Source organism: Pseudomonas sp. NY8896, assembly GCF_039634505.1.
Map to the genome: position 1 here is coordinate 2,349,752 of NZ_CP132350.1, position 21,643 is coordinate 2,371,394.

Sequence of the window (21,643 nt, forward strand, 5' to 3'; positions counted from 1 at the left end):
CCCCACCACATCCCTCAGTCATGGCCGAGTCATGCCCCAGTTATACATTTAACCCCATCCCCGGCACGGCTATTGCTACACCGCTGGCAACACACCGTTTTTATGACGGTCAGCCACGCGAGAGAGCACGATGCCCCAGGCCGCCCACATAACCCGAGCCCCCGATCAACAGGGGCAAACCCCGGTCGAGCAGGACAGCCGCCTGGGTATCGAGCAAGCCTTCACCCTGTTCAATCAGGTATCCAGCCAGCTGAGCCAGTCCTACAGCCTGCTCGAAGCTCGGGTCAGTGAGCTCAAGGGTGAGCTGGCCGTGGTCAGCGCCCAGCGCATTGACGAACTCAGCGAAAAAGAACGCCTGGCCAACCGCCTGCAGAACCTGCTGGATCTGCTGCCTGGTGGGGTGATCGTGATCGATGGTCAGGGCCTGGTGCGCGAAGCCAACCCGGCCGCCTCCCAGCTGCTTGGCGAGCCGCTTATCGGCCAATTGTGGCGCCAGGTAATCGCCCGCAGCTTCGCCCCGCGCAAGGATGACGGCCACGAAGTCTCACTGCGCGACGGCCGCCGCCTGTCGATCGCCACTCGCTCGCTGGATGCCGAACCCGGCCAGTTGGTGCTGCTCAACGACCTGACTGAAACCCGTCGCCTGCAAGACCAGCTGGCACGTCACGAGCGTCTGTCGTCGCTGGGGCGCATGGTCGCCTCGCTGGCCCATCAGATCCGCACACCGCTGTCGGCCGCCATGCTCTACGCCAGCCACCTGGCCGATGACGAGCCGGCACTGAGCGCGGAAACCCGCCAGCGCTTCGCCGCTACCTTGAAAGAGCGTCTGCATGAGCTGGAGCACCAGGTGCGTGACATGCTGGTATTCGCCCGTGGCGAGTTGCCGCTGGGTGATCGGGTGACCCCGAAAGCCTTGTTCCAGGCCCTGCAGCAAGCGGCCCAGGCGCATGTGCAGGGGCACACCGTGCGCTGGCAGTGTGACAGCCACCTGGGTGAGCTGCTGTGCAACCGCGACACCCTGGTCGGCGCTTTGCTCAACCTGATCGAAAATGCCCTGCAGGCCAGCGACGGCCCGGCGCGGCTCAAGGTGCACCTGTACCGCCGCGAATGCAGCTTGCACCTGTGCGTCAGCGATGCCGGCAGCGGCATCGATGCTGATTTGCTCGGCCGCCTGGGTGAGCCGTTTCTTACCACCAAGGCCACAGGTACGGGCTTGGGCCTGGCTGTAGTCAAGGCGGTGGTGCGGGCGCACCAGGGCACGATCAACCTGCGCTCGAAGGTAGGCCGGGGTACCTGCGTGCGGGTAGAACTGCCCTTGATCGACGGGCAATTGGCGGAGGGTGTGTAATGGCGGTCAAGGTGCTGCTGGTCGAGGACGACCGCGTATTGCGCCAGGCGCTGGGCGATACCTTGGAAATCGGCGGTTTCGCCTACCAGGCCGTGGGCAGTGCTGAAGAGGCGCTGGAGGCTGTGCGGGGTGACGCCTTCAGCCTGGTGGTCAGTGATGTGAACATGCCTGGCATGGATGGGCATCAGTTGCTGAGCCAGCTGCGCCGCCAGCAACCACAGCTGCCGGTGTTGTTGATGACGGCGCACGCTGCCGTCGAGCGTGCGGTCGAGGCCATGCGCCAGGGCGCCGCCGATTACCTGGTCAAGCCGTTCGAGCCCAAGGCGCTGTTGAGTCTTGTGCAGCGCCATGCCGCCGGGCGAGTGACCGGCGAAGAGGGGCCGGTGGCCTGCGAGCCTGCCAGCCGCCAACTGCTGGAACTGGCCGCACGGGTTGCGCGCAGTGACTCGACCGTGCTGATTTCCGGCGAGTCCGGTACCGGCAAGGAGGTGCTGGCGCGTTACATTCACCAGCAGTCGCCACGTGCCACGCAACCCTTCGTCGCGATCAACTGCGCGGCGATCCCCGACAACATGCTCGAAGCCACCCTGTTCGGCCACGAGAAGGGGGCGTTCACCGGCGCTATCGCCGCCCAGGCCGGCAAGTTCGAGCAGGCCGAAGGCGGCACCCTGCTGCTCGACGAAATCTCGGAAATGCCCATGGCCTTGCAGGCCAAGCTGCTGCGCGTGCTGCAGGAACGCGAAGTGGAGCGGGTGGGCGGCCGCAAGCCGATCAGCCTCGACATTCGTGTGCTGGCCACCACCAACCGTGACCTGGCGGGGGAAGTGGCAGCTGGGCGCTTTCGCGAAGACCTGTACTACCGCTTGTCGGTGTTCCCGCTGGCCTGGCGCCCGCTACGTGAGCGCCCAGGCGATATCCTGCAGCTGGCCGAGCGCTTGCTGGCGCGGCATGTGGCCAAGATGAAGCATGCCCCGGTGCGCCTATCGCCGCAGGCACGCGCTTGCCTGCAGGCCTATGCCTGGCCAGGCAATGTGCGCGAACTGGACAACGCGTTGCAGCGGGCGCTGATCCTGCAACAGGGTGGCGTGATCGAGGCGGCGGATTTTTGTCTGGCAGGCGCCATTCCGTTGTCGGCTGGCACGGAGCCATCGCTTGAGGTGGCCGCTGAGGCCGGCGGCCTGGGTGATGACATGCGCCGTCACGAGTACCAGATGATCATCGACACCCTGCGCGCCGAGCGCGGCCGCCGCAAAGAGGCGGCCGAACGCCTGGGGATCAGCCCGCGTACCTTGCGCTATAAGCTGGCGCAGATGCGTGATGCCGGGTTTGACGTCGAGGCCAGCCTTTTCGGTTGAGCTGCAAGGCTGGCACCTTTGTTGCTTTACGTAGGCTATTCGCCGCATGAGTGTCAAAAAAATGCGGCCGCAGGAGAGAGAAGGGTCATGAGCCAAGGTGTTGAATTCAATCGTCTGATGTTGGACATGCGGGCCATGCAGGCCGATGCCATGTCGCTGCCCAAGGTCACCGCAGCACCAGAGCTGGCGCCTGGGCAAAGTACCTTCGCCGACATGCTCGGCCAGGCCATCGGCAAGGTGCATGAGACGCAGCAGGCTTCGACCCAACTGGCCAACGCCTTCGAAATCGGCAAGAGCGGCGTCGACCTGACCGACGTGATGATCGCTTCGCAAAAGGCCAGCGTGTCGATGCAGGCCATGACCCAGGTACGCAACAAGCTGGTCCAGGCGTATCAGGACATCATGCAGATGCCGGTTTGAGGACGGATGTAACCCATGGCTGAAGCAGTCGTCGAAAACGCCCCCGCCAAGGCTGGCTCGCCAGCGGCCAAGCCGCCGTTGTTTGGCATGGCGTTTCTGGAAAACATCTCGCAGATGCCCATGCTGCGCCAGATTGGCCTCATGGTTGGTCTGGCGGCCAGCGTGGCCATTGGCTTTGCCGTGGTGCTGTGGTCGCAACAGCCCGATTACCGTCCGTTGTACGGCAGCCTGTCGGGCATGGACACCAAGCAGGTCATGGATACCCTGGCCGCTGCAGACATCCCCTACAACGTGGAGCCCAACTCGGGTGCTCTGCTGGTCAAGGCCGACGACCTCTCCCGTGCGCGCCTGAAACTGGCAGCCGCCGGCGTAGCGCCAAGCGACGGTAATGTCGGTTTCGAACTGCTCGACAAGGAGCAGGGCCTGGGCACCAGCCAGTTCATGGAGGCCACTCGCTACCGCCGCAGCCTCGAAGGCGAACTGGCGCGCACTGTTTCCAGCCTGAACAACGTCAAGGCCGCGCGCGTGCACCTGGCTATCCCGAAAAGCTCGGTGTTCGTGCGTGATGAGCGCAAGCCCAGCGCTTCGGTACTGGTCGAGTTGTACCCGGGGCGCGCCTTGGAAGCCGGGCAGGTGATGGCCATCGTCAACCTGGTAGCCACCAGTGTGCCGGAACTGGACAAATCCCAGGTCACCGTCGTCGACCAGAAGGGCAACCTGCTGTCCGAGCAGATCCAGGATTCATCACTGACCCAAGCCGGCAAGCAGTTCGACTACAGCCGCCGGGTAGAGAGCATGCTCACCCAGCGTGTGCACAACATCCTGCAGCCGGTGCTGGGCAACGACCGTTACAAGGCCGAAGTGTCCGCCGACCTCGACTTCAGCGCGGTCGAGTCCACCTCCGAACAGTTCAATCCCGACCAGCCGGCACTGCGCAGCGAGCAGTCGGTCGATGAACAACGTGCCAGCAGCCAAGGCCCGCAAGGCGTGCCAGGCGCGCTGAGCAACCAGCCGCCGGGCGCCGCGTCGGCACCGCAAACCACCGGTGGCGCTGCCACGCCAGCTTCGGCCATTCAGCCGGGCCAGCCGCTGGTCGATGCCAACGGCCAGCAGATCATGGACCCAGCCACCGGCCAGCCGATGCTCGCGCCGTACCCGTCAGATAAACGTCAGCAAAGCACCAAGAACTTCGAACTGGACCGTTCCATCAGCCATACCCGCCAGCAGCAAGGCCGCATGACCCGTCTGTCGGTGGCGGTGGTGGTGGACGATCAGGTCAAGCTCGACCCTGCCACGGGTGACGCCACCCGTGCGCCGTGGGCTGCCGAGGACCTGGCGCGCTTTACCCGCCTGGTGCAGGACGCCGTCGGCTTCGATGCCAGCCGTGGCGACAGCGTGACGGTGATCAACGTGCCGTTCGCCGCCGACCGTGGCGAGGAAATCGCCGACATCGCCTTCTACCAGCAGCCGTGGTTCTGGGACATCGTCAAGCAGGTGCTGGGTGTGGTGTTCATCCTGGTGCTGGTGTTCGGTGTGCTGCGGCCGGTGCTCAACAATATTACAGGGGGCGGCAAGCAGGCTGCCTCGGATAGCGACATGGAGCTGGGCGGCATGATGGGTCTGGATGGCGAGTTGGCCAACGACCGCGTCAGCCTGGGTGGCCCGACAAGCATTCTGCTGCCTAGCCCGAGCGAGGGTTACGAGGCACAGCTCAACGCAATCAAAGGCCTGGTGGCCGAAGACCCGGGCCGTGTCGCCCAGGTCGTGAAAGACTGGATCAACGCCGATGAGTGATAACCGAGCCGTTACCGCCAAGCTGAGCCGCGTCGACAAAGCGGCGATCCTTCTGCTCTCGCTGGGCGAGACCGATGCGGCCCAGGTGCTGCGGCACATGGGGCCCAAGGAAGTGCAGCGGGTGGGTGTGGCCATGGCGCAGATGGGCAATGTGCACCGTGACCAGGTCGAGCAGGTGATGAGCGAATTCGTCGACATCGTCGGCGACCAGACCAGCCTGGGCGTGGGGTCCGACGCGTACATCCGCAAGATGCTCAACCAGGCGCTGGGCGAGGACAAGGCCAATGGCCTGGTCGACCGCATCCTGCTTGGCGGCAACACCAGCGGCCTGGACAGCCTCAAGTGGATGGAACCACGCGCCGTGGCCGACGTGATCCGCTACGAGCACCCGCAGATCCAGGCCATCGTGGTGGCCTACCTCGACCCTGACCAGGCTGGTGAAGTGCTGAGCAACTTCGACCACAAGGTGCGCCTGGACATCGTCTTGCGCGTGTCGTCGCTGAACACCGTGCAGCCGGCGGCGCTGAAGGAGCTTAACCAGATCCTCGAGAAGCAGTTCTCGGGCAACTCCAACGCCGCACGCACCACCCTGGGTGGTATCAAGCGTGCTGCCGACATCATGAACTTCCTCGACAGCTCGGTGGAAGGTGCGCTGATGGATGCGATCCGCGAAATCGACAGCGACCTGTCGGAGCAGATCGAGGACCTGATGTTCGTCTTCAACAACCTGGCCGACGTCGACGACCGGGGTATCCAGGCACTGCTGCGCGAAGTGTCGTCCGACGTGCTGGTGGTGTCGCTCAAGGGTGCCGACGAGCGGGTCAAGGACAAGATCTTCAAGAACATGTCCAAACGTGCCTCGGAACTGCTGCGCGACGACCTGGAGGCCAAGGGGCCGGTGCGGGTCAGCGACGTGGAAACGGCGCAGAAGGAAATCCTCACCATCGCCCGTCGCATGGCCGAGGCCGGCGAGATCGTGCTCGGCGGCAAGGGTGCCGAGGAAATGATTTAAGCGGCAAGCTTCACGCTTTGACCAACAGGCATTTCAATGTCCACCAAAGAACATCACCCCAGCGACCTGATCCGTGCCCGCGACCTAGAGGGCGTGGACGTATGGGCGCTGCCCAGCTTCGACCCCGAGCCAGAGCCCGTCCCCGAGCCTGAGCCGGAGCCTGAGGTCATCGAGGAAGAAGTCGAGGAAGTGCCGCTGGAAGAAGTCCAGCCGCTAACCCTGGAAGAGCTCGAAGCCATCCGCCAGGAGGCCTACAACGAGGGCTTCGCCACCGGTGAGCGTGAAGGCTTCCACAGTACCCAGCTTAAGGTCCGCCAGGAAGCCGAAGAGGCTCTGAAGGCCAAGCTGGAAAGCCTCGAGCGGCTGATGGCCAACCTGATGGAGCCGATTGCCGAGCAGGACACGCAAATCGAGAAGTCGCTGGTACACCTGGTGGCGCACATGACCCGTCAGGTGATAGGTCGCGAGCTGCGCAACGATTCCAGCCAGATCACCCAGGTGTTGCGCGAAGCGCTCAAGCTGCTGCCCATGGGCGCGGACAATATCCGCATCCACCTCAACCCGCAGGATTTCGACCTGGCCAAGGCCCTGCGAGAGCGCCATGAGGAAAGCTGGCGGCTGCTGGAAGACAGCGCACTGCTGCCTGGCGGCTGCCGCATTGAAACGGCCCACAGCCGTATCGACGCGACCATGGAAACACGTATCGAAAAAGCCGTTGCACAACTGTTCGACCAGTTGCACGACCATTCCCTGCACCCGGCGGCGCCAGACATGTCGGTAGACCTGGGCAGCCCGGTGGATACCGCTGATGCACCTTGAGCGCACCAGTTTCGGCAAGCGCCTGGGCACCTACGCCGAGGCCATCGAACTGCCGGCGCAACCTGTCGTTGAAGGCCGCCTGCTGCGCATGGTCGGCCTCACCCTGGAAGCCGAGGGCCTGCGCGCCGCAGTAGGCAGCCGTTGCCTGGTGATCAACGACGACAGTTACCACCCGGTGCAGGTCGAGGCCGAAGTCATGGGCTTTTCCGGGCCCAAGGTGTTCCTCATGCCGGTTGGCAGCATCGTCGGCATTGCCCCGGGCGCCCGGGTGGTGCCGCTGGATGACGGCGGCCGCCTGCCCATGGGCATGAGCATGCTGGGGCGGGTGCTCGACGGCGCCGGCCGCGCGCTGGATGGCAAGGGCGGCATGAAGGCCGAGGATTGGGTGCCGATGGACGGCCCGGTGATCAACCCGCTCAACCGCGACCCTATCAGCAAGCCACTGGATGTGGGCATTCGCAGCATCAACGGTCTGCTTACTGTCGGCCGTGGTCAGCGATTGGGCCTGTTTGCCGGTACCGGTGTGGGTAAATCGGTGCTGCTGGGCATGATGACACGCTTCACTGAAGCCGAAATCATCGTGGTCGGCCTGATCGGTGAGCGGGGGCGCGAAGTGAAGGAATTCATCGAGCATATCCTCGGTGAGGAGGGCCTCAAGCGCTCGGTGGTGGTGGCCTCGCCGGCTGACGATGCGCCCTTGATGCGCCTGCGTGCCGCCATGTACTGCACGCGCATTGCCGAGTACTTCCGCGACAAAGGCAAGAATGTGCTGTTGCTGATGGACTCGCTCACCCGTTTCGCCCAGGCTCAGCGGGAAATCGCCCTGGCCATCGGTGAGCCGCCGGCCACCCGGGGTTACCCGCCATCGGTGTTCGCCAAGCTGCCAAAGCTGGTGGAGCGGGCAGGCAATGGCGAGCCGGGCGGTGGTTCGATCACGGCGTTCTATACCGTGCTGTCCGAGGGCGACGACCAGCAGGACCCTATCGCCGACTCGGCACGGGGTGTGCTCGACGGCCACTTTGTGCTGTCGCGCCGGCTGGCTGAGGAAGGCCATTACCCGGCTATCGACATCGAAGCCTCGATCAGCCGGGTCATGCCCCAGGTGGTCGATGCCGACCACTTGCGCCAGGCGCAGAAGTTCAAGCAGCTGTGGTCGCGCCTGTCGCAAAGCCGCGACCTGATCAGCGTGGGTGCCTACGTGGCGGGTGGTGACCCGGAGACCGACCTGGCCATTGCCTTGCAATCGAAGCTGGTGGAGTTTCTGCGCCAGGGCCTGCGTGAAAACGTGGGTATGGCGCAGAGCCGCGAACAGCTGGGGGCGATTTTCACGCCCCCGGCAGGCTGATAAGCCATGGCGCTGCCCGGACGCGCCGCGCGCCTGGCGCCGGTGGTGGACATGGCCGAAGAGGCCGAGCGCAAGGCGGCTCAGCGCCTTGGGCACTTCCAGCAGCAGGTGGTCACGGCCCAGGCCAAGCTGGCCGAGCTGGAGCGCTTTCGCGAGGATTACCAGTTGCAGTGGATCAACCGCGGCGGGCAGGGCGTCAATGGCAGCTGGCTGGTCAACTACCAGCGTTTTCTTGGGCAGTTGGAAGCGGCCATGACCCAGCAGCGGCAAAGCCTGGTCTGGCATCAGAACAACCTCAACAACGCCCGTGGTATCTGGCAGCAGGCCTATGCCCGGGTGGAGGGGTTGCGCAAGCTGGTGCAGCGCTACATGGACGAAGCCCGGCGCGCTGAGGACAAGCGTGAGCAGCGGTTGCTGGACGAACTGTCCCAGCGCCTGCCTCGGCAGAGTCATTTATAGGTCTCGGGTGCTTGCCCTGGCACTTTCTGCGCCTGTGCCGAGCACTTGTCACCCCCGGCATCGCCTGCTAAACCTTAAGGAGTTGCATCCGCCATCATCGAAGGAATCGCTAGCATGGCAGTCGAGACTGATTTTTCGCAGGACGGGAAAAAGCTGACGATCAAGGTCAAGGGTCGCTTCGATTTCGGCAAGCATCAGGAATTTCGCGATGCCTACGAACGTCAGCCCGATCGGCCCGATTCGGTGGTCGTCGACCTGAAGGACACCACCTACCTCGACAGTTCCGCGCTCGGCATGCTGCTGTTGCTGCGCGACCACGCGGGCGGCGATGAGTCCGATGTGCGGGTGGTGCATGCCAGCTCTGACGTGCGCAAGATCCTCGCCATTTCCAATTTCGAAAAACTCTTCGATATCAGTTGAGCGCCGACATGCCGGCCGAACAGGCGTTGACCGTGCTGGTCGCCGAGGACGGGGCCGCCGACCGCCTGTTGTTGGCGCAGATCGTGCGCCGTCAGGGCCACCAGGTCGTCACCGCGGAAAACGGCGAGCAGGCGGTAGCGCTGTTCATCGAGCGGCGCCCGCAGTTGGTGCTGCTCGATGCGCTGATGCCGGTGATGGACGGCTTCGAGGCGGCGCGGCAAATCAAGGCCCTGGCGGGCGAAGCGCTGGTGCCGATCATTTTCCTGACCTCGCTGAACGAGGAGGAAGGCCTGGTGCGCTGCCTGGAAGCGGGTGGCGATGACTTCATGGCCAAACCCTACAGCGCGGTGATCCTCGCCGCCAAGATACGCGCCATGGACCGCCTGCGCCGGTTGCAGGCCACTGTGCTGGAGCAGCGCGACCAGATTACCCGGCACCATCACCACCTGCTGAACGAGCAGCGGGTGGCCAAGGCAGTGTTCGACAAGGTAGCCCACTCCGGCTGCCTTGGCGCGCCCAACATCCGCTACCTGCAATCGCCCTACGCGCTGTTCAATGGCGACCTGATGCTGGCAGCGTTTACCCCGGCCGGCGATATGCGCGTACTGCTCGGCGATTTCACTGGGCATGGCTTGCCGGCGGCGGTCGGCGCCATGCCACTGGCCGAGGTGTTCTACGGCATGACCGCCAAGGGCTACGGTATGGCGCAGATCCTGCGCGAGATGAACGCCAAGCTCAAACGTATCCTGCCAGTGGACATGTTCTGCTGCGCGCTACTGCTCAACCTCAGTATGCAGCGCGGTTCGGTGGAGGTTTGGAATGGCGGCATGCCTGATGGTTATCGCCTGTCGGTGGATGGCCAGGTGCTGTCGGTGCTGAATTCACGGCACCTGCCGCTGGGCATTCTCGCTGCCGAGCGCTTCGATGACAGCACTGAAGTGTTGCCGCTGGCGCCGGGCGAGCGCCTGTTGCTGCTGTCGGACGGCGTACTCGATACCGCCGACGACCAGGACCGCTTGTTTGGCGTGCAGCGCCTACGTCAGGTGCTGGCCGACAACCGCGACCCAGCGCAGTTGTTCGATGAACTGATGCAGGCCCTGGAGCGCTTTGGTGGGCGCCCACGCGATGACATCAGCTTGTGCGATATTCGCATGTTCACCGCCGAGGAGCGGGTGCCGGCGCCGATGATCTACTCTGATAGCGGCCGCTCCAGCCCGCTGGACTGGTCGCTGGGCTTCGAGGTGCGTGGCGAGAGCCTGAAACGCTTCAATCCGGTGCCGTATCTGGTGCAGTTGTTGCAGGAAATTCACGGCCTGCGCGCGCGCACCGGCAGCCTGCACAGTGTGCTCAGCGAGTTGTATTCCAATGCATTGGAGCATGGTGTGCTGGGCCTGGATTCTCAGCTCAAGCGCGATGTGCAGGGCTTTGCCGACTATTATCAGGAGCGCGCGCGGCGCCTGGGGTCGTTGACAGGCGGCTTTGTAAGCATCGATTTCAAGGTTGAACCCCATGGCGACGGTGGCCGTCTGAAGATTCAGGTGCGCGACAGCGGTGCCGGCTTCGACGTGCAGCGGGTACTTGCGCGGCCCTCGCGGGATCAGGGGCTTAGCGGCCGTGGTCTGAACCTGGTTCGGCGGTTGGCCAGTGACGCGCGCTGGAGTGATGGCGGGCGTTGCGCGCAAGTGGAGTTCGTATGGTGAGCCACCAGCTGGCTCGGGCATAATCTGGCTTGATCAAGGAGTGAACAAGTGTCTGACCTGCATATTGACCACAAGGTACTCAGCGACCTGCGTGAAGTCATGGAAGAGGGTTACCTGCAGTTGGTACAAACCTTTCTCGACGACTCCGAACGGCGCCTGGGCCAGCTGCACGCGGCCAAAAGTGCCGAAGAGCTGGGTGCAGCCGCTCACAGCTTCAAGGGCAGCAGCAGCAACATGGGGGCGGTGGCCCTGGCCAACCTGTGCCAACAGCTGGAAGAGCGCGCACGGCGGCCCCCGCTGTACGGTATTGAAGACTTGATCAGCCGCATCGACCTGGAATTTCTCGAGGTGCAGCGCTTCTACCGTGGTGAGCAAGAACGTATTTCCGCAGGCTGATTCGCGAGTTGGCGCGAGTCTTGCCTGTCTCTGTCCGGATGATTTTTTTGTTTCTGGCGCGGAGACCGCTCGATGCCTGTCGCACCCAACCCTATGTTGCAAGCCAATGCCGTTACCAATACCTCGCGTTCGGCCGCCATGCAGGCGGACAAGCCGCTGCAGGCGTTTGGCGGCAAGGGCGACGGCTTTGGCCAGGTGATGGCCAGGCAGGGCCGCGACAAGGTTGCCGGGCAAGATGACAAGGCCGCCCAGGCCAAGCCCAAGGACAAACCCGAGGCGGCAGCGAGCGGCAAGAAAGACCCCGCTGACAAAACCGCCGTTGCCGATGACGGCAACAAATTGCCTGCAGACGATGCCGCCCAGGCCGATACCGGGCTGCGTGATGCCAGCCTGGTGGCCGGCCAAGTCACCGATGCCCAGCCCGGCGCGCAACTGATCCAGGCCCAGGCCGAGGCGGTAGCGCCGGTGCTGCAGGCCGCCACCGCGCAAGCCCAGGTTGCCGCGACGTTGCCTGAAGAGCCTTCTGCCGAAGAGGCCTTCGACCCGGATGCCGACCCTCTGGCCAACTTGCCGACCCTGCGCCTGGCCCTGGAGCACAGTGCCCAGGCCAAGGGGGCTACCTCTGCACATGCCTTGGACCCCACTCAGGCCCAGGGTGAAGAGGGGCGGGCAGCCGTCAATACCTTGGCGAATCTGGTCGAGAATGCCGAAGGTGATAGCACCGAGTCCGGTGACAAGGCCTTCGGTGCCTTGGTCGAAGAGGGTCTGAAGGACACCAAGAGCGCCAGCAGCGACACCCGTGTCGATGATTTCGCCAACCGCCTGGCCAGCCTGACCCAGGCCGTCACGGCCAAGACCGCCAACGCCGTGCCGGCCAATGCCAGCCCGCTGCATCAACCGTTGCCGATGAATCAGAATGCCTGGGCCGAAGGCCTGGTCAACCGGGTCATGTACCTGTCCAGCCAGAACCTCAAGTCGGCGGATATCCAGCTGGAGCCTGCAGAGTTGGGCCGCCTGGACATTCGCGTCAATGTTGCGGCGGACCAGGCCACCCAGGTGACCTTCATCAGCGGCCACGCCGGCGTGCGTGATGCCCTCGACAGCCAGGTGCACCGCCTGCGCGAACTGTTCGCCCAGCAGGGCTTGGCGCAACCGGATGTGAACGTGGCCGACCAGTCGCGCGGACAGCAACAGAATCAGGCGCAGGCACAGGGCAGCAATCTGTCCGGGGTGGCGGCGCGCCGGGGCGAACAGGGTGGGGTTGAGGTTGCCGACAGTGCGCGGCCTGTGGAACAGCAGGTGGTTGTCGGCGACAGCGCGGTCGATTACTACGCCTGACCGCCGTTAACCTGGCCTCTTCGCGGGCTCGCCCGCGAAGAACGCGGTGCTGCAGATCCTGGTGAAACCGAGCCTCTGCAAAATCTGGCATAACACTTGCTCAAGCCAAGCCATCCTCCCTTGAACCCCCGATGGACGACGGATTATTGGCATGGCGAAGAGCGAAGCAGTCAAAGACCCCGCCACTAAAGGCAAACTCAAGCTGATCCTGCTGGCCGTCGTGGGCCTGTTGCTGGCGATCGGCCTTTCGGTGGGCGCTACCTGGTTCATCATGCACAAGAGCGAGCCGGCCCCGGCCGCCGACGCTGCAGCCAGCAACGTCAAGCCTGCGGCCATCTACGAAGCGCTGACCCCGGCCTTCGTGGTCAACTTCAACCAGAACGGCCGCCAGCGCTACATGCAGCTGAGCATCACCATGCAGGCGCGTAATCAGGCCGACCTGGATGCGCTCAAGGTGCATATGCCGGTGATCCGCAACAACCTGGTGATGATGTTCTCCGGGCAAGGCTTCGACACCCTTGCCAGCAGCCCGGTAGGGCAGGAGATGCTGCGCCAGAAGGCCACTGCGGTGGTCCAGGAAGTGGCGCAGAAAGAAGTCGGCAAGCCGGTCATCGACCAGTTGCTGTTCACCAATTTCGTATTGCAGTAGGAGTCCGCAATGGCCGTACAGGACCTGCTGTCCCAGGATGAAATCGATGCCCTGTTGCACGGCGTCGACGACGGGCTGGTGCAGACCGAGAGTGCATCCGAGCCTGGCAGCATCAAAAGCTACGACCTGACCAGCCAGGACCGTATCGTGCGGGGTCGCATGCCGACCCTGGAAATGATCAACGAGCGCTTCGCCCGTTACACCCGCATCAGCATGTTCAACCTGCTGCGCCGCTCCGCCGACGTGGCCGTAGGGGGGGTGCAGGTGATGAAGTTCGGCGAATACGTGCACTCGCTGTATGTGCCGACCAGCCTCAACCTGGTCAAGATCAAGCCGTTGCGCGGCACCTCGTTGTTCATCCTCGACGCCAAGCTGGTGTTCAAGCTGGTGGACAACTTCTTCGGCGGTGATGGCCGCCACGCCAAGATCGAAGGCCGTGAGTTCACGCCAACCGAACTGCGCGTGGTGCGCATGGTGCTGGACCAGTGCTTCGTCGACCTCAAGGAAGCCTGGCAGGCGATCATGCCGGTCACCTTCGAGTACATGAACTCCGAGGTCAACCCGGCCATGGCCAACATCGTCGGCCCCAGCGAGGCGGTGGTGGTGTCCACCTTCCACATCGAGCTGGACGGTGGCGGCGGCGACCTGCATGTGACCATGCCGTACTCGATGATCGAGCCGGTGCGAGAAATGCTCGATGCCGGTTTCCAGTCCGACCTGGACGACCAGGACGAACGCTGGGTCAAGGCCCTGCGCGAGGACGTGCTGGACGTTGCCGTGCCAATGACCGCCACGGTCGCCCGGCGCCAGTTGAAGCTGCGCGACATCCTGCACATGCAGCCGGGTGACGTGATCCCGGTGGAGCTGCCCGAGCACTTGGTGCTGCGCGCCAACGGCGTGCCGGCGTTCAAGGCGCGCCTGGGTTCGCACAAGGGCAACCTGGCCCTGCAGATTATCGACCCGATCGAACGCCGCTGACGGCGTGCCGGTCGCTCACAACGAATTGAATGCCTGTCGAGGAAACCATGGCTAACGAAAACGAGATCACCTCCGCAGAGGACCAGGCACTGGCCGATGAATGGGCTGCTGCCCTTGAAGAAACCGGCTCGGCCGGGCAGGCCGACATCGATGCGCTGCTGGGCGGTGATGCTGGCAGCAGCGGTTCTGGTCGCCTGCCGATGGAAGAGTTCGCCAGTTCGCCGAAGCCGAACGAAAACGTCAGCCTCGAAGGCCCTAACCTGGACGTGATCCTGGACATCCCAGTGAACATCTCCATGGAAGTGGGTAGCACCGAGATCAACATCCGCAACCTGCTGCAGCTGAACCAGGGCTCGGTGATCGAGCTCGACCGCCTGGCCGGCGAGCCCCTCGACGTGCTGGTCAACGGCACACTGATTGCCCATGGCGAAGTGGTCGTGGTCAACGAAAAGTTCGGCATTCGCCTGACTGACGTGATCAGCCCCAGCGAACGTATCAAGAAGCTGCGCTGAGTGAAGGGCACGATGCGCGCCCTCGCGGCACTAGCGGCGCTGCTTGGCAGCCACGCCTGCCTGGCTGCGGCTACGCCAGCGGCGACCCCGGTAGCGGCACCTGGCAGCCTCGGCGGGCAGCTGGCGCAGATGGTCTTCGGCCTGCTGTTGGTCGTTGGCCTGATCTTCTTTCTGGCCTGGCTGCTGCGGCGCCTGCAGAGCACGGCGGTGAAGGGCGGGCAGGTGATCGAGATTGTCGGCAGCCGTGCCATCGGCCCGCGTGACCGCCTGCTGTTGGTGCAGGTGGGCAAGGAGCAGATCCTGATCGGCCATACCCCCGGCAGCATCGAGGCGCTGCATGTGCTGGCCGAACCCGTGGAAGTACCGGCAAGCGCCCGTCAGGCGGCGCCGGAGTTTGCCCAGCGGTTGATGGAGCTGATGGGCAAGGACCCTAAGGACAACAAGTGATGAGCGGCGCGCTGCGTACGATGTTGACTCTGGCGCTGCTGCTGGCCGCGCCGCTGGCCCTGGCCGCCGACCCGCTGTCGATCCCGGCCATTACGCTGTCCAATACCGCGGACGGGCAGCAGGAGTATTCGGTCAGCCTGCAAATCCTGCTGATCATGACGGCGCTGAGCTTCATCCCGGCGTTCGTCATCCTGATGACCAGCTTCACCCGCATCATCATCGTGTTCTCGATCCTGCGTCAGGCCCTGGGCCTGCAGCAGACGCCATCGAACCAGTTGCTCACCGGCATGGCGCTGTTTCTGACCATGTTCATCATGGCCCCGGTGTTCGACCGGGTGAACCAGGACGCCCTGCAGCCTTACCTGAAGGAGCAGATGACGGCCCAGCAGGCCATCGACAAGGCCCAGGGGCCGCTCAAGGACTTCATGCTGGCGCAAACCCGGCAAAGCGACCTCGACCTGTTCATGCGCCTGTCCAAGCGTACCGACATCGCCGGCCCCGACCAGGTGCCGCTGACCATCCTGGTGCCAGCGTTCGTCACCTCCGAGTTGAAGACGGCGTTCCAGATCGGTTTCATGATTTTCATCCCGTTCCTGATCATCGACATGGTGGTGGCCAGTGTGCTGATGGCCATGGGTATGATGATGCTGTCGCCGCTGATCATCTCGCTGCCGTTCAAGATCATGCTGTTCGTGCTGGTGGATGGCTGGGCGCTGATCATGGGCACCCTGGCCAGCAGTTTCGGCGGCGTCTGACGCCGTCAAGGAGAGCCGCCGATGACACCTGAAGTAGCTGTCGACCTGTTCCGTGACGCCCTGTGGCTGACCACCTTGATGGTTGCCGTGCTGGTTGTGCCTAGCCTGTTGGTGGGCCTGGTAGTGGCGATGTTCCAGGCTGCCACGCAGATCAACGAGCAGACCCTGAGCTTTTTGCCGCGCCTGCTGGTGATGCTGATCACGTTGATCGTCGCCGGGCCGTGGCTGGTGCAGAAGTTCATGGAGTACATCACCACCCTTTACACCAACATCCCGCAACTCATTGGTTGATGCGGCGATGCTGGAACTGACCGATACGCAGATCGGCACCTGGGTCGCCACCTTCATCCTGCCGTTGTTCAGGGTGACCGCGGTGCTGATGACCATGCCGATCTTCGGTACTCGCATGTTACCTGCGCGGGTACGCCTGTACGTGGCGGTGGCGATTACCGTGGTGATCGTGCCGGCGCTGCCGCCGCTGCCTGAGTTCGACCCGCTGAGCCTGCGCGGTTTGTTGCTGTGCGCCGAGCAGATCATCGTCGGCGCGCTGTTCGGCCTGGCCTTGCAGCTGCTGTTTCAGGCCTTCGTGATTGCCGGGCAGATCGTCGCGGTGCAGATGGGTATGGCCTTCGCCTCGATGGTCGACCCTGCCAACGGCGTCAACGTCACGGTGATCAGCCAGTTCATGACCATGCTGGTGAGCGTGCTGTTCCTGTTGATGAACGGCCACCTGGTGGTTTTCGAGGTGCTGACCGAGAGCTTTACCACGTTGCCGGTGGGCAGCGCGCTGGTGGTCAACCACTTCTGGGAGCTGGCCGGGCGCATGGGTTGGGTGTTTGCCGCCGGCCTGCTGCTGATTCTGCCGGTGATCGCCGCGTTGCTGGTGGTGAACATCGCCTTTGGCGTGATGACCCGTGCCGCGCCGCAGTTGAATATCTTCTCCATCGGTTTCCCGCTTACCCTGGTGCTGGGTATGTTCATCTTCTGGGTAGGCCTGGCCGATGTGCTGTCCCACTATCAGGCATTGGCCAGCGAGACGCTGCAATGGCTGCGTGAACTGGCGAGGGCGCGCTGAGCATGGCGGAAAGCGAGAGCGGTCAGGACAAGACAGAAGACCCCACCGAGAAGCGCAAGCGCGACGCTCGCGAGAAAGGCGAAATCGCCCGCTCCAAGGAGCTGAACACGGTGGCGGTGACCCTGGCGGGCGCCGGCGGCCTGTTGGCGTTTGGCGGCCACCTGGCCGAGACGTTGCTGAGCATGATGCGCATGAATTTCAGCCTGACTCGCGAGGTCATCGTCGACGAACGGGCCATGGGCGCGTTCCTGCTGGCCTCGGGAAAAATGGCGATATGGGCGGTGCAGCCGGTTTTGATCCTGCTGTTCGTTATTTCTTTCGTAGCGCCCATTGCCCTCAGTGGTTTTCTGTTTTCCGGCAGCCTGCTGCAGCCAAAATTCAGCCGCATGAACCCGCTGTCCGGGATCAAGCGCATGTTTTCGATGAACAGCTTGACCGAGCTGCTCAAGGCGCTGGCCAAGTTTTTCGTGATCTTGATCGTGGCGGTGGTGGTGCTGTCCAACGACCGCCAGGCCTTGCTGTCGATTGCCAATGAACCGCTGGAGCAGGCCATCATCCACAGCCTGCAGGTGGTGGGCTGGAGCGCCTTGTGGATGTCGGCCGGGCTGCTGCTGATCGCTGCGGCGGACGTGCCGTTCCAGCTGTACCAGACGCACAAGAAAATGAAAATGACCAAGCAGGAAGTGCGCGACGAGTACAAGGACAGCGAGGGCAAGCCCGAGGTCAAGCAGCGCATTCGTCAGTTGCAGCGCGAGGTGTCGCAGCGGCGCATGATGGCGGCGGTGCCGCAGGCCGATGTGATCATCACCAACCCGACGCACTATGCGGTAGCGTTGCAGTACGACCCGGAGAAGGGCGGAGCGGCGCCGCTGCTGCTGGCCAAGGGTAGCGACTTCATGGCTTTGAAGATTCGTGAAATCGGCGTGGAGCACAAGATCCAGATCCTCGAGTCGCCAGCGCTGGCGCGGGCGATTTACTACTCCACGGAGGTTGAACAGGAAATCCCTGCCGGCCTGTACCTGGCCGTGGCTCAAGTGCTGGCCTATGTGTTCCAGATCCGTCAGTACCGCTCCGGCAAGGGCAAGCGCCCTGAGCCGTTGAAAGACGACCTGCCGATCCCGCCGGACCTGCGCCGCGACAGCTGATGCGCCACGCGGGCGGCGCTCGATCCCACAGGCGTAAAAAATCTTGAGGCGACCACTCACCGAGCAAAGTTGGAAGGCTTCTTGCAGAGCCTCGCCCAGGCGCCCCCTGGGCGTCAAAGTTTTGCATCAAGAGGACTCGCGGTGGATCGCACTCAGTTAATCAGCAACGCCCGTAACAACCTGGCCGGGCTCGGCCGGGGCAACCTGGGTGTGCCGCTGCTGCTGCTGGTGATGTTGGCAATGATGATGTTGCCGATACCGCCGTTCCTGCTCGACGTGTTCTTCACCTTCAACATCGCCTTGTCGATCGTGGTGCTGCTGGTTTGCGTGTACGCCCTGCGCCCGCTCGACTTCGCAGCCTTTCCCACCATTCTGCTGGTGGCCACGCTTTTACGCCTGGCGCTTAACGTGGCTTCCACCCGCGTGGTCATGCTGCACGGTCAGGAAGGCCATGGCGCCGCCGGCAAGGTGATCCAGGCCTTCGGTGAAGTGGTGATCGGCGGTAACTACGTGGTCGGTGGCGTGGTGTTCGCCATCCTCATGATCATCAACTTCGTGGTGGTGACCAAGGGTGCCGGGCGCATCTCGGAAGTGAGTGCGCGTTTCACCCTGGACGCCATGCCCGGCAAGCAGATGGCCATCGACGCCGACCTCAACGCCGGCCTGATCGACCAGGCCCAGGCCAAGCACCGCCGTGCCGAAGTGGCGCAGGAGGCCGAGTTCTACGGTTCGATGGACGGCGCCAGCAAGTTCGTGCGCGGCGACGCCATCGCCGGCTTGCTGATCCTGTTCATCAACCTGATCGGTGGCATGCTGATCGGTATGCTGCAGCACGGCATGAGCTTCGGCGATGCCGGCAAGGTGTACGCGCTTTTGACCATTGGTGACGGTTTGGTGGCGCAATTGCCATCACTGTTGCTGTCCACCGCCGCTGCGATCATGGTCACCCGCGCCTCGGGCTCCGAGGACATGGGCAAGCTGATCAACCGGCAGATGTTCGATTCGCCCAAGGCGCTGGCGGTGTCTGGCGCACTGATGATCGTCATGGGGCTGGTGCCAGGCATGCCGCATGTGGCGTTCCTGAGCCTCGGCCTGCTGGCCGGTGGCGGCGCCTACCTGGTGTGGAAGAAGCAGCAGCAGGTCAAGGCCAAGGCCCAGGAAGAGGCGCAGCGCCAGCAGGACCTGCTGCCGTCGCCGCAGCGTGCGCTGGAAACCAAGGAGCTGGGCTGGGACGACGTCACGCCGATCGACATGATCGGCCTGGAAGTCGGCTATCGGCTGATTCCGCTGGTCGATCGCAACCAGGGCGGCCAGTTGCTGGCGCGAATCAAGGGCGTGCGCAAGAAGCTGTCGCAGGACCTGGGCTTTCTCATGCCTACCGTGCACATTCGTGACAACCTCGACCTGCAACCCAGTGCCTATCGCCTGACCCTGATGGGGGTGATCCTGGCCGAGGCCGAGATCTACCCGGACCGCGAACTGGCGATCAACCCAGGGCAAGTGTTCGGCACCCTCAACGGTATTGCTGCGCGCGACCCGGCGTTTGGCCTGGAAGCCGTGTGGATTGACGTTGGGCAGCGCTCGCAGGCGCAGTCGCTGGGCTACACCGTGGTCGACGCAAGCACCGTGGTGGCCACTCACCTCAACCAGATCTTGCAGAAGCATTGCCACGAGCTGATCGGCCACGAAGAGGTTCAGCAGTTGCTGCAGGTGCTGGCCAAAGCATCGCCTAAACTGGCAGAAGAGCTGGTGCCGGGTGTCATTTCCTTGTCGGGGCTGCTCAAGGTGCTGCAAGCGCTGTTGTCGGAACAGGTGCCAGTGCGCGATATTCGCAGTATTGCCGAGGCCATCGCGAACAACGCCGGCAAGAGTCAAGATACCGCCGCGCTGGTGGCGGTGGTGCGCGTCGGATTGTGTCGCGCCATCGTGCAAAGCATTGTCGGCGTTGAGTCGGAGCTGCCAGTGATTACCTTGGAGCCAAGGTTGGAACAGATTTTGCTCAATAGTCTGCAAAGGGCCGGGCAGGGTCAGGAAGAGGGTGTTCTTCTGGAACCGAGCATGGCCGAGAAGCTGCAACGTTCGCTGATCGAAGCGGCCCAGCGCCAGGAAATGCAGGGCCAGCCGGCCATCCTGCTGGTCGCCGGCCCGATCCGCGCCATGCTGTCGCGTTTCGGTCGCCTGGCTGTACCGAATTTGCATGTTCTGGCGTATCAGGAAATACCGGACAACAAGCAAGTCACCATCGTTGCCACCGTGGGCCCTAACGGCTGAGGTAGTGGATAATGCAAGTTAAGCGATTTTTCGCCGCCGATATGCGTCAGGCCATGAAGCTGGTCCGTGACGAGCTGGGCGCCGATGCCGCGATCATAGGCAACCGCCGCATTGCCGGTGGTGTCGAACTGACGGCCGCGCTGGACTACAAGCTGTCCGCCCTGGCCCCGCGCGTGCCCAACGCCGAGCTGGAAGAAGAGCTGCGCAAGACCCATACGCGCATCGCCACTGCCCAGGCCGAGCTGGACCACCGTCAGGACAGCAGCGACAACAACCGCCAATTGTTCGCCGGGCAGTCGTTGACCGCTGCCGAACCGTTGATCGAGCCGCACGTCGATACCCCTGAGGTTGCCGCTGCGCCGGCTGCCGCACCGGTCGACCCGCGCCTGTTCGATGCCATGCGCTCCGAGCTGTCGGGCCTGCGCGAGCTGCTGGAAGTGCAGCTCGGCTCGCTGGCCTGGACCCAGTTGCAGGGCAGCAAGCCGCAGCAGGCCAACCTTTGGCGCCGCCTGCAGCGCATCGGCTTGTCCGGGCCTATCGCCCGCGAGCTGCTGGACCTCACCGCCGAGATCGAAGAGCCGCGCCAGGCTTGGCGCATGCTGCTGGCGCACCTGGCACGGATGATCGAGATTCCTGAAATCGAGCCGATCGAAGAGGGCGGGGTCATCGCCATGGTCGGCCCGGCCGGCATGGGCAAGACCACCACCCTGGCCAAGCTGGCTGCGCGCTACGTGCTCAAGTACGGCGCGCAGAACCTGGCGCTGGTGAGCATGGACAGCTTCCGTATCGGCGCTCAGGAGCAGCTCAAGACCCTCGGTCGCATTCTCAATGTGCCGGTGACCTACGTCGACCCAGGCCAGTCGCTGGCAGCCGCGCTGGAGCCGTTGCTGCGCAAGCGCGTGGTGCTGATCGATACCGCCGGCCTGCAGGCCAGCGACCCGGCGCTGCGCATGCAGCTGGAAACCCTGGCCGGGCGTGGCATCGCCGCTAAGAATTACCTGGTGCTGGCTACCACTAGCCAGAAGCAGGTGCTGACCGCTGCCTACCACAGCTACAAGCGTTGTGGCCTGGCCGGCTGCATCCTGACCAAACTCGATGAAACGGCAAGCCTTGGCGACGTGCTGAGCCTTGCCATCAGTCATGAACTGCCCGTGGCCTACCTTACCGATGGCCCGCGCATTCCTGACGACCTGCACCTGCCGCGGGGCCACCAACTGGTCACCCGCGCGGTAAATGTGCAGCAGCAGGACGAGCCCAGCGAAGAGGCCATGGCCGACATGTTCGCTGATCTCTATCACAACCCACGGCGAGCGGGTTGAGCATGAAGCGTGTGCAAAGTAGCTATGCCAAGGGGCACGCAGAATTGCCCTACGTGTGGCCTGAGTCCCAGCGAGACAAGGTAAAG

General features: G+C 63.6%; 22 protein-coding genes. All 22 read left to right on the forward strand.

Annotated features, from left to right (window positions below):
* The first annotated feature begins 130 nt into the window (after positions 1-130).
* The 22 genes from Q9451_RS10545 (at position 131) to flhF (ending at position 21,557) form a co-directional block, all read left to right on the forward strand.
* Positions 131-1,348 carry an ATP-binding protein gene (locus tag Q9451_RS10545; protein WP_012273512.1) on the forward strand — a complete coding sequence of 406 codons (1,218 nt, stop codon included), beginning with the start codon at positions 131-133 and terminating at the stop codon, positions 1,346-1,348.
* On the forward strand, positions 1,348-2,703 hold the full coding sequence (locus Q9451_RS10550; RefSeq protein ID WP_012273511.1) for a sigma-54 dependent transcriptional regulator: 1,356 nt from the start codon (positions 1,348-1,350) through the stop codon (positions 2,701-2,703). The genes Q9451_RS10545 and Q9451_RS10550 overlap by 1 nt, the downstream gene beginning before the upstream one ends.
* Before the next feature lie 87 nt (positions 2,704-2,790).
* Complete coding sequence (gene fliE, locus Q9451_RS10555; protein WP_003254438.1) at positions 2,791-3,123, forward strand: flagellar hook-basal body complex protein FliE; 333 nt, start codon at positions 2,791-2,793, stop codon at positions 3,121-3,123.
* Positions 3,124-3,138: 15 nt separating this feature from the next.
* Positions 3,139-4,917: a flagellar basal-body MS-ring/collar protein FliF gene (gene fliF, locus Q9451_RS10560; RefSeq protein WP_012273510.1), complete on the forward strand. Its 1,779-nt coding sequence runs from the start codon at positions 3,139-3,141 to the stop codon at positions 4,915-4,917.
* The gene (gene fliG, locus Q9451_RS10565) at positions 4,910-5,929 is read left to right on the forward strand and encodes a flagellar motor switch protein FliG (protein ID WP_003254434.1); all 1,020 of its coding nucleotides are present in this window, start codon (positions 4,910-4,912) and stop codon (positions 5,927-5,929) included. Before fliF ends, fliG begins: the two co-directional genes overlap by 8 nt.
* A gap of 36 nt (positions 5,930-5,965) precedes the next feature.
* Entirely contained in the window at positions 5,966-6,748 is a 783-nt protein-coding gene (gene fliH, locus Q9451_RS10570) for a flagellar assembly protein FliH (RefSeq protein WP_012273509.1), read from the forward strand.
* Complete coding sequence (fliI, locus tag Q9451_RS10575) at positions 6,738-8,093, forward strand: flagellar protein export ATPase FliI (protein WP_012273508.1); 1,356 nt, start codon at positions 6,738-6,740, stop codon at positions 8,091-8,093. Before fliH ends, fliI begins: the two co-directional genes overlap by 11 nt.
* Before the next feature lie 6 nt (positions 8,094-8,099).
* Positions 8,100-8,552 (forward strand): flagellar export protein FliJ, encoded by a 453-nt coding sequence (fliJ, locus tag Q9451_RS10580; RefSeq protein WP_012273507.1) that lies wholly within the window; start codon positions 8,100-8,102, stop codon positions 8,550-8,552.
* 114 nt (positions 8,553-8,666) lie between these two features.
* Positions 8,667-8,972: an STAS domain-containing protein gene (locus Q9451_RS10585; protein ID WP_012273506.1), complete on the forward strand. Its 306-nt coding sequence runs from the start codon at positions 8,667-8,669 to the stop codon at positions 8,970-8,972.
* Between the two features lie 8 nt (positions 8,973-8,980).
* Positions 8,981-10,672 carry a fused response regulator/phosphatase gene (locus Q9451_RS10590; protein WP_012273505.1) on the forward strand — a complete coding sequence of 564 codons (1,692 nt, stop codon included), beginning with the start codon at positions 8,981-8,983 and terminating at the stop codon, positions 10,670-10,672.
* Positions 10,673-10,720: 48 nt separating this feature from the next.
* Positions 10,721-11,068: an Hpt domain-containing protein gene (locus tag Q9451_RS10595; RefSeq protein WP_012273504.1), complete on the forward strand. Its 348-nt coding sequence runs from the start codon at positions 10,721-10,723 to the stop codon at positions 11,066-11,068.
* Between the two features lie 72 nt (positions 11,069-11,140).
* Positions 11,141-12,406, forward strand: a complete 1,266-nt coding sequence (locus Q9451_RS10600; protein ID WP_345960914.1) for a flagellar hook-length control protein FliK — start codon at positions 11,141-11,143, stop codon at positions 12,404-12,406.
* 151 nt (positions 12,407-12,557) lie between these two features.
* The gene (gene fliL, locus Q9451_RS10605; RefSeq protein WP_012273502.1) at positions 12,558-13,055 is read left to right on the forward strand and encodes a flagellar basal body-associated protein FliL; all 498 of its coding nucleotides are present in this window, start codon (positions 12,558-12,560) and stop codon (positions 13,053-13,055) included.
* A 9-nt stretch (positions 13,056-13,064) separates the two neighbouring features.
* Positions 13,065-14,033 (forward strand): flagellar motor switch protein FliM, encoded by a 969-nt coding sequence (gene fliM / locus Q9451_RS10610; RefSeq protein ID WP_012273501.1) that lies wholly within the window; start codon positions 13,065-13,067, stop codon positions 14,031-14,033.
* 47 nt (positions 14,034-14,080) lie between these two features.
* Positions 14,081-14,545 (forward strand): flagellar motor switch protein FliN, encoded by a 465-nt coding sequence (gene fliN, locus Q9451_RS10615; protein ID WP_012273500.1) that lies wholly within the window; start codon positions 14,081-14,083, stop codon positions 14,543-14,545.
* 12 nt (positions 14,546-14,557) lie between these two features.
* Positions 14,558-14,992 (forward strand): flagellar biosynthetic protein FliO, encoded by a 435-nt coding sequence (gene fliO / locus Q9451_RS10620; protein ID WP_012273499.1) that lies wholly within the window; start codon positions 14,558-14,560, stop codon positions 14,990-14,992.
* Positions 14,992-15,747, forward strand: a complete 756-nt coding sequence (gene fliP / locus Q9451_RS10625; RefSeq protein WP_012273498.1) for a flagellar type III secretion system pore protein FliP — start codon at positions 14,992-14,994, stop codon at positions 15,745-15,747. The genes fliO and fliP overlap by 1 nt, the downstream gene beginning before the upstream one ends.
* Before the next feature lie 21 nt (positions 15,748-15,768).
* Entirely contained in the window at positions 15,769-16,038 is a 270-nt protein-coding gene (gene fliQ, locus Q9451_RS10630) for a flagellar biosynthesis protein FliQ (RefSeq protein ID WP_012273497.1), read from the forward strand.
* A 7-nt stretch (positions 16,039-16,045) separates the two neighbouring features.
* Entirely contained in the window at positions 16,046-16,822 is a 777-nt protein-coding gene (gene fliR / locus Q9451_RS10635) for a flagellar biosynthetic protein FliR (protein ID WP_012273496.1), read from the forward strand.
* Between the two features lie 2 nt (positions 16,823-16,824).
* Positions 16,825-17,967, forward strand: coding sequence for a flagellar biosynthesis protein FlhB (gene flhB / locus Q9451_RS10640; protein ID WP_012273495.1), 1,143 nt, complete (start codon positions 16,825-16,827; stop codon positions 17,965-17,967).
* A gap of 141 nt (positions 17,968-18,108) precedes the next feature.
* A complete protein-coding gene (gene flhA, locus Q9451_RS10645; RefSeq protein ID WP_012273494.1) occupies positions 18,109-20,238 on the forward strand; it encodes a flagellar biosynthesis protein FlhA in 2,130 nt (709 codons plus the stop codon).
* An 11-nt stretch (positions 20,239-20,249) separates the two neighbouring features.
* Positions 20,250-21,557, forward strand: a complete 1,308-nt coding sequence (gene flhF, locus Q9451_RS10650) for a flagellar biosynthesis protein FlhF (protein WP_012273493.1) — start codon at positions 20,250-20,252, stop codon at positions 21,555-21,557.
* Positions 21,558-21,643: the final 86 nt, after the last annotated feature.

Coding starts and splice junctions, on each gene's coding strand:
- Q9451_RS10545 (WP_012273512.1), top strand. CDS start 131: ATGCCCCAGGCCGCCCACATAACCCGAGCCCCCGATCAACAGGGGCAA.
- Q9451_RS10600 (WP_345960914.1), top strand. CDS start 11,141: ATGCCTGTCGCACCCAACCCTATGTTGCAAGCCAATGCCGTTACCAAT.
- flhF (WP_012273493.1), top strand. CDS start 20,250: ATGCAAGTTAAGCGATTTTTCGCCGCCGATATGCGTCAGGCCATGAAG.
- fliL (WP_012273502.1), top strand. CDS start 12,558: ATGGCGAAGAGCGAAGCAGTCAAAGACCCCGCCACTAAAGGCAAACTC.
- fliR (WP_012273496.1), top strand. CDS start 16,046: ATGCTGGAACTGACCGATACGCAGATCGGCACCTGGGTCGCCACCTTC.
- flhB (WP_012273495.1), top strand. CDS start 16,825: ATGGCGGAAAGCGAGAGCGGTCAGGACAAGACAGAAGACCCCACCGAG.
- fliI (WP_012273508.1), top strand. CDS start 6,738: ATGCACCTTGAGCGCACCAGTTTCGGCAAGCGCCTGGGCACCTACGCC.
- Q9451_RS10590 (WP_012273505.1), top strand. CDS start 8,981: ATGCCGGCCGAACAGGCGTTGACCGTGCTGGTCGCCGAGGACGGGGCC.
- fliG (WP_003254434.1), top strand. CDS start 4,910: ATGAGTGATAACCGAGCCGTTACCGCCAAGCTGAGCCGCGTCGACAAA.
- Q9451_RS10550 (WP_012273511.1), top strand. CDS start 1,348: ATGGCGGTCAAGGTGCTGCTGGTCGAGGACGACCGCGTATTGCGCCAG.
- fliF (WP_012273510.1), top strand. CDS start 3,139: ATGGCTGAAGCAGTCGTCGAAAACGCCCCCGCCAAGGCTGGCTCGCCA.
- fliE (WP_003254438.1), top strand. CDS start 2,791: ATGAGCCAAGGTGTTGAATTCAATCGTCTGATGTTGGACATGCGGGCC.
- fliP (WP_012273498.1), top strand. CDS start 14,992: ATGAGCGGCGCGCTGCGTACGATGTTGACTCTGGCGCTGCTGCTGGCC.
- fliO (WP_012273499.1), top strand. CDS start 14,558: ATGCGCGCCCTCGCGGCACTAGCGGCGCTGCTTGGCAGCCACGCCTGC.
- fliQ (WP_012273497.1), top strand. CDS start 15,769: ATGACACCTGAAGTAGCTGTCGACCTGTTCCGTGACGCCCTGTGGCTG.
- Q9451_RS10585 (WP_012273506.1), top strand. CDS start 8,667: ATGGCAGTCGAGACTGATTTTTCGCAGGACGGGAAAAAGCTGACGATC.
- fliH (WP_012273509.1), top strand. CDS start 5,966: ATGTCCACCAAAGAACATCACCCCAGCGACCTGATCCGTGCCCGCGAC.
- fliJ (WP_012273507.1), top strand. CDS start 8,100: ATGGCGCTGCCCGGACGCGCCGCGCGCCTGGCGCCGGTGGTGGACATG.
- fliN (WP_012273500.1), top strand. CDS start 14,081: ATGGCTAACGAAAACGAGATCACCTCCGCAGAGGACCAGGCACTGGCC.
- fliM (WP_012273501.1), top strand. CDS start 13,065: ATGGCCGTACAGGACCTGCTGTCCCAGGATGAAATCGATGCCCTGTTG.